The sequence below is a fragment of the Alkalinema pantanalense CENA528 genome, assembly GCF_050753345.1.
Lineage (GTDB): Bacteria > Cyanobacteriota > Cyanobacteriia > Leptolyngbyales > Leptolyngbyaceae > Alkalinema > Alkalinema pantanalense.
Window position 1 is genome coordinate 24,590 of sequence record NZ_JBLZFX010000072.1, and the last position, 6,110, is coordinate 30,699.

General features: G+C 47.3%; 6 protein-coding genes. 2 read left to right on the forward strand and 4 right to left on the reverse strand.

Annotated features, from left to right (window positions below; all coding sequences use genetic code 11):
- The first annotated feature begins 101 nt into the window (after positions 1 to 101).
- A complete protein-coding gene (locus ACN4EG_RS19600) occupies positions 102 to 1,136 on the forward strand; it encodes a ParM/StbA family protein (RefSeq protein ID WP_431631873.1) in 1,035 nt (344 codons plus the stop codon).
- A complete protein-coding gene (locus ACN4EG_RS19605) occupies positions 1,118 to 1,438 on the forward strand; it encodes a hypothetical protein (protein WP_431631874.1) in 321 nt (106 codons plus the stop codon). The genes ACN4EG_RS19600 and ACN4EG_RS19605 overlap by 19 nt, the downstream gene beginning before the upstream one ends.
- Positions 1,439 to 1,636: 198 nt before the next feature.
- Here the strand turns inward: ACN4EG_RS19605 and radC are convergent, their stop codons facing one another.
- From radC to ACN4EG_RS19625, 4 genes are all read right to left on the reverse strand, one after another.
- Entirely contained in the window at positions 1,637 to 2,368 is a 732-nt protein-coding gene (gene radC / locus ACN4EG_RS19610) for a RadC family protein (protein WP_431631875.1), read from the reverse strand.
- A gap of 176 nt (positions 2,369 to 2,544) precedes the next feature.
- Positions 2,545 to 4,209, reverse strand: coding sequence for a tetratricopeptide repeat protein (locus ACN4EG_RS19615; protein ID WP_431631876.1), 1,665 nt, complete (start codon positions 4,207 to 4,209; stop codon positions 2,545 to 2,547).
- 79 nt (positions 4,210 to 4,288) lie between these two features.
- Positions 4,289 to 5,524: a serine hydrolase gene (locus ACN4EG_RS19620; protein WP_431631877.1), complete on the reverse strand. Its 1,236-nt coding sequence runs from the start codon at positions 5,522 to 5,524 to the stop codon at positions 4,289 to 4,291.
- A gap of 5 nt (positions 5,525 to 5,529) precedes the next feature.
- A complete protein-coding gene (locus ACN4EG_RS19625; protein WP_431631878.1) occupies positions 5,530 to 5,940 on the reverse strand; it encodes a nuclear transport factor 2 family protein in 411 nt (136 codons plus the stop codon).
- Positions 5,941 to 6,110: the final 170 nt, after the last annotated feature.

Genomic DNA, 6,110 nt, shown 5'->3' on the forward strand with positions numbered 1-6,110 from the left:
AGAACCCTGGAGACACCCTGGAGAGACCATTTACCAGCACAACTGACCAGCACAACCAGTGGAGCCCTGAATCCACTGGAGTACCCAAGAAGGAGAATCCCATGACGGCGACCTCAACACGTCCCCCTCGCGCCAAAAAGGAAACCCCCCCGGTCATCGCCCCCCCCGTTACCAAAACCCTGGCTTTGGATGCGGGCAACTACGAATTGAAGTATTGGGATGGAACCGGCAATCCTAGGGCCATTCGATCGATGCGCTTTCAATTACCCAAGGGGCGGGATCCCGTGCGCTATTCCGACAGTTCACCGTTGGTCGAGCTATCCAATGGCCTGCGCTTTCACTTTGGTACCCAAGCGTATAAATATCGCCGTCAACAACAAACGGTGATTGAAAATAAGGTGGATCTGGCTAAGTTGCACCTCTATGCCTGTGTGGAACCAGGGGCGATCGTCGATGATGTTTGCCAGATGTCCTTAAACCTGTTTGTGTCTACCCCGGAACCGGAGAAAAACCGCGATGCCATTAAGTCTCAGCTCTTAGGGTTACACGATTTTAAACGCAATGAGATTCAGTTCCAAATCACGGTAGAGAAAGTTGAAGTGGAACGGGAAGGCTTAGGTTCCTATCGCTGCGCTCAACGGATGGGAATCATTCATGAGACAGGTTATACGATCGTGATTGACATCGGTGGCGGTACCTGGCTCAGTCGCTTAATTGATGCTGAGGGTGAAGTGATTGATGAAAATGTTATGGATCGGGGTGGAGCCTACGAACTGGCTACAGCAATTAGTTTTGACAAGCGGTTAACTAATATTCTGGGAACCACAGCAGATCCCGGTGTGATCATGGATGGATTTCGCCATGACCACGTCTATGCTGATACTGGACAGTCTTGGAAGGAATGGTTAGAGGAATACTTAGATCCTTGGTATAAGAACATTTTTCGCACGGTGAAATCGCAATATACGCCTTTTATGCCGCGCGTCACTCGATTTTTGATCACAGGCGGCAGTTCCCATTTGATCGCCGATCGGTTGCAGGGCTTTAAACTCTTTGCGGTAATGCCGGAACCCCAATTTGCCAATGTTCGTGGTTTATTTCCTGGAGATACTCAACTATGCATGACAACAAATTGAGACTCAGTGCCGATGTGTTGGAAAAAGCTGAGCAAATTGCAGAGGAATGGGGCTTGAAAAATGCTCGGGCGGCGGTGGAAGCGGTCTTTCGCAAATATGCCGACGAGTATCTCTATGGACGGCAACAGCCTGCTTATGGACAACCCAATCCTAGCCAGTCCCCCTATCACTCCTTGCAAAACCTGCCCCAAGTTTCGATGCCGGCCTATCCGTCCCCAGCCTCAACGTTAGTTTCTTCATCTAAGTTAGCGCCAGCAACTTGTGAAGCGGTTGATGAATTGGATGGCTTGTTGAGTTTGTAAGCTTGCTGAGTGGGTTGTGTGATTGAAGGAATCGAGAATGAATCGCGATCGCGCAATTTTGCTGCAACTCAGGCCCAGCGCGCGATCGACTTAATCATCACGATCGCTCAAAAGATTCACTGAGAAATACTATCCCCTGCTCACCCGTCTACCCACCCACCTACCCATTCACTGAGAATTTTATTTATACGCTATTCCCTAATCACCCTGGGGGATTTCGTTCCAGAGGGATGTCTGTTCTCGTAGGCTTACGAAATCTCCATTCCCCAAAATTAAGTGATCGAGCAATGGAATGCTGAGAATCTGGGCAGCTTTCAATAGTTGCCGCGTCAGGGAAATGTCCTCTGGACTCGGTTCTAGACTTCCAGAAGGATGGTTATGGGCGATGATCAGCCGAGTCGCTCCTTGCTTAATGACTTCGCGGAAAATTTCCCGAGGATGGGCAAGGGTTTCCGTGGCCGTCCCGATCGTGACGACTTGGGTTCCCAGCAAGCGATTTTTCACATCCAGCAACAGCACCGCAAAGTGTTCTTGACTCTGCCACATCAACTGATGGCTCAGGGCGGCGGCGGCCACAGCGGGATCATCAATTAACGTTTTCTCCGGTGGACGGGCTTGGTAGACCCGCTTGCCAAGTTCGATCGCGGCGAGGATGGTGGTTGCTTTGGCAGGGCCAACGCCGTGGATTTGGGTGAGTTCTTGGATATTGACTTGGCGCAGGACGCTAAGGGGATCCTGTTGATGCTGACTCAGTTCCTGCAAAATCAAATGCCCCAGTCCCACGGCTGACAACTTTCCGGCTCCCTGTCCGGTACCGAGCAAAATGGCTATTAATTCCGCCGTGGCCAACACTTGGGAGCCGTGGGCCATCAAGCGTTCCCGAGGGCGCTCCGTGGCGGGCATGTCAGTAATGCGTAGGGAATAGGTCATGGAGATGCAGGTCGATCGCGCTGCTTCTAGTAATCCCCAAGCGATTTTTTGCGTATCAGTTTTAGAAAATTAGACTGTTGTCAAATTTGCAGCACTTTTAGTCCGATTAGCTAGTCCAATTAGCTGCTCAAACCAACAAAACAACGCCCTGAAAGCTCACAACAAGTCTAATGTTTCTATACTTTTTCCTGCTTTACATATGATCTAGCCCAACAATACCGAACTGGGTCTTTGTTGAGAAGATAATGGACTACTTCTCTACGTTGATCCTTATCTTTTGTCATTCTGACAATTCTTTCAATCACATCATCTATATCATTAGCTCCACGTTCAGCAGCCATCTCAAACCATTCATCACCTTGCAAATATTCGCATCGATCGTAAGAAATTGCTCCCATTAAAGTATAGGGTTGATGACTTTGAGGCTGGCAATCCATTGCTTGAGCGGCACAGTCTTCTGCTTCGTCCAACCGACCTAGATCTCGAAATGATGCACCCCTTGTTACTAATAAAGCTGATTTCAGATCAGATTCTTGAACTTTATTCCAGTTAATCTGCTCTGTCACTCTAAGTGCATGTTCAGGTTCATCTGCTTTACGCCAGTTACTACTTGCACTAGGTAAGTTCCATCGGTTACCAGTTCGCTGATATTCTTTTTCATAGAATATTGCTTCGAGCCTATAGTAAGCAGTTGCTATTTTTCCATGTCGAGAAAGATAACCATCTTCAATCAGCTGGATGACTTGTTTGGGATCTAGTCGTTCCTCTCGCTCAAGCTTGAGCATAATTTCATAAAATGGATCAACTGCTAATTGCCCAACAATCTGATATTTTGCTTTCAGTATCTTCAGGTGGGTTGCTTTAGCAATTTCTGCTGTCTCAAGTAGTTCTTCATTAATTAGCCACTGAATATCATCCTCAGTGACTACAGAAGCTATGTTTTTCAGAATCAGGAATAATGGACTAGAAGGATCAGAGCTTTGATATTGAGTTGCCTGATATTCCTTCTTCAGTTTTCTGAAAAGTTTGACATTTTTCCGTCTTCGATAGTTTTCAACTATCTGAGTGAGCTTCTGTTGTTCAAGCCACTCGCATTCGTTCTCATCAAGCTCTTGTTTTTCCTTGATTTTCTTTAAAATAGTAAAGAGAGGACTAGAAATGGATGTATCCGGGAAAGAAGCAACACCATATGTTACTTTCAAGTCTGAGAACTCAACTGCAGCTTTCCTCTGTTCCTCCTGTTGCCAATGAATCTGTAGTGTAGCCTTAAAGCCATGCATCAACAGCCAGTCAATATCGCTGCTAGATAATGCTTCTCTTGCGTCAAGTTTTTTTAGAATTGAGTAGAGAGGTTCTTCAGGAAAACAGTTGCGATACTTAGTTGCCTGATAGGTGGTTTTTAGTTTTGAAAAATTTAACATCTCTTGAATCAAACAAGTTGTCTCTACCAAGCCGTAACTATTGAGACACTCAAATTCTGATTCTGTGAGTTCTCCTCCAGACTTCACCTTCCATAGAATTGAATAGAGTGGACTCATGACTGGCAGATCCAAGTGTTCTGGAATCTTGTATTTAGATCGCAGGTTCAGCAACTCAACTTCTAATCTTTGAAAGTCCTCTGACTGATATTGTTGTAAGGAAATCATTTCAATAGTCTTGAAAAGAGAGTTCTGTTTCAACCATTGAAACTCTAAGCTTGCGATCTGAATACCTAGTTCAGCTTTTCGCAGGATTAGATAGAGAAAATCATCACAGCTCGTTTTTTTGCCCTGATCTACTTGATATTTCTCTCTGAGTACCGCCATGTGTCTTTTCCGTAGCTCACCACTATTCATAACCATGTAATATTGATCCGTAATCGACTAAAACTAGCTTACCCACTATGCAAGTAAACAGCTACAGTTTAAGTAACTATCCAAGTTAAGGGTTATTTTTTAAGACATTGAATAAACTGCTGTAGAGGGAAACGAACCGCTGATCGTCTAGAGGTTGATTATGATTCCAAGTAGCGACGACGCAGTATTGTTTCCCCGTCTTGGATTGAACTTTTGTCGTCAAGTTGAGAACACCCGATTCTGAACCGCCTTTGTAGGCTACCCGTTGCCAATCCCCAGCCTTGGCTATGCCAGGATTGATGCCCATTAAGGGTAAATTGGACACCCGATCGATCAACTGACACAATTCCTCTGCGCTGAAAAACCACTCGATATCTAGTGCTGTGGGTTTTGCATCTGCAAAGTCTGCAACATCGGGTAATGGCTGCTTGGCCAGTTCGGCTAAGATAGCGCGTTTTTGACTTAATGAACCTTTGCGATAGCGTTCTAGGAGCGATCGATTTTTTGGGCTTTTCAGTTGAAACAATTCGCGCGTCATTAAAAAGGGCTGATTGCGGGGTGCGATCGCTTCGATCTTTTCCCGGCCCACGTGATGAATTAAATGATCGGTTGCGGTGTTATCACTTTGGGAAATCATCAATGCCGCTAACGACTCCACCGTTAACCCAGTGCCATCCGGCCAAGTTTGCAGCATTCCCGAAGGCAAGCTTTTGTATTGCGCCTGTAAGGGAACTACACTGTGCCACGTCAATCTTTTCGCTTGAATTTGCGTTTGCAACTGATCCAAGACCGCCAGCTTAAAGGCAGAACCCACCGCGAGGGGTTGGGTGGGATTCAGGGCCGCCCGAGTGGTTTTGCCTTCTTGAACCAGGACGCTGACCTGTCCCGGTAGAGTTTTGAACTGCGCGATCGCTTCCTCTAAACTGGCGACAGTTTGCGTCGGTGCCCCAAATAGTAACCCTGCAATTTTGCCATCTGAGGTTAAGACAATTTTGGTGGGAATGCTACCCTTTTCCAATTGCACCGTAAAGTCCGATCGATCTCCTTGCACCGACTGTAATGGCCCTAATTGCTGTTTCAGTTGATCAACAATTTGCTGCACCTTGGCCAACGGAACTTCCTTGAGAAAGCCATCGGTGAACTGATTCGCCGCGATCGTGGAGCTGCGGAAAAGTTGTTCCAGCACAGTGGCGGGGGCGGGAGCTGCTTGGGCCATGGGTATTGACGGTAATGCGAGCGATGGCAATGCAATGGGAAGCTTGGGGGACAAGCTGGGCATCCAGCACAATGCACAGGTCAAGAGCACGAAGCGGTATCGCATAGGAATTACCCCGTGGGAAGTTGATACAAAACCCCTAAATACTCACGGTAGCCACAGATTTGCTGACCACGGACATCAAAGGAAATAGCGGCTTGATTGCTGTAGGGATGCCCCAGCATGGAACCCGTCGATCGGACTTCAAACACCACCGTTGCGCCATCGGGAGTGGTGCCGTGGGTCGTTCGCTCGATCGTCAACATCAAACCAGGGGCAAACACCTGGGAAACCCGCTGAAAAAATTCCGCAGCCCTAGCTTTGCCAACATTTTCTCCCTGAAAAGCACCGATCGGAAACCAGAAGGTAAAGTCCTCCGTCAGCAGCGCCAAAAAGCCTTGCCAGTCTCCCGTAGCTAACCCCTGGGAGAATTGTTGGAAAGCCATCTCAGCTACCGCGATCGGGGTTGGTGAATCAACCATGATCATTCAGTCCTAAACCGCAAATTTTGAATTGTCCTCCACCCAGTCCCCCCTTTTTAAGGGGGGCTAGCGATTATCTTGAAAGTCAAGTAGGTTGGGGCAGAACTTGCCCTGGATTAGCTATGGCCGCAGGGTTCCAGAAGGTTCCCTGCTTGACCATGGCATTGAGA

What these genes read in the sequence shown, in the direction of transcription:
- ACN4EG_RS19600 (WP_431631873.1), top strand. Translation starts at nt 102, where the DNA reads ATGACGGCGACCTCAACACGTCCCCCTCGCGCCAAAAAGGAAACCCCC.
- ACN4EG_RS19605 (WP_431631874.1), top strand. Translation starts at nt 1,118, where the DNA reads ATGCATGACAACAAATTGAGACTCAGTGCCGATGTGTTGGAAAAAGCT.
- radC (WP_431631875.1), bottom strand. Translation starts at nt 2,368, where the DNA reads ATGACCTATTCCCTACGCATTACTGACATGCCCGCCACGGAGCGCCCT.
- ACN4EG_RS19615 (WP_431631876.1), bottom strand. Translation starts at nt 4,209, where the DNA reads ATGGTTATGAATAGTGGTGAGCTACGGAAAAGACACATGGCGGTACTC.
- ACN4EG_RS19620 (WP_431631877.1), bottom strand. Translation starts at nt 5,524, where the DNA reads ATGCGATACCGCTTCGTGCTCTTGACCTGTGCATTGTGCTGGATGCCC.
- ACN4EG_RS19625 (WP_431631878.1), bottom strand. Translation starts at nt 5,940, where the DNA reads ATGGTTGATTCACCAACCCCGATCGCGGTAGCTGAGATGGCTTTCCAA.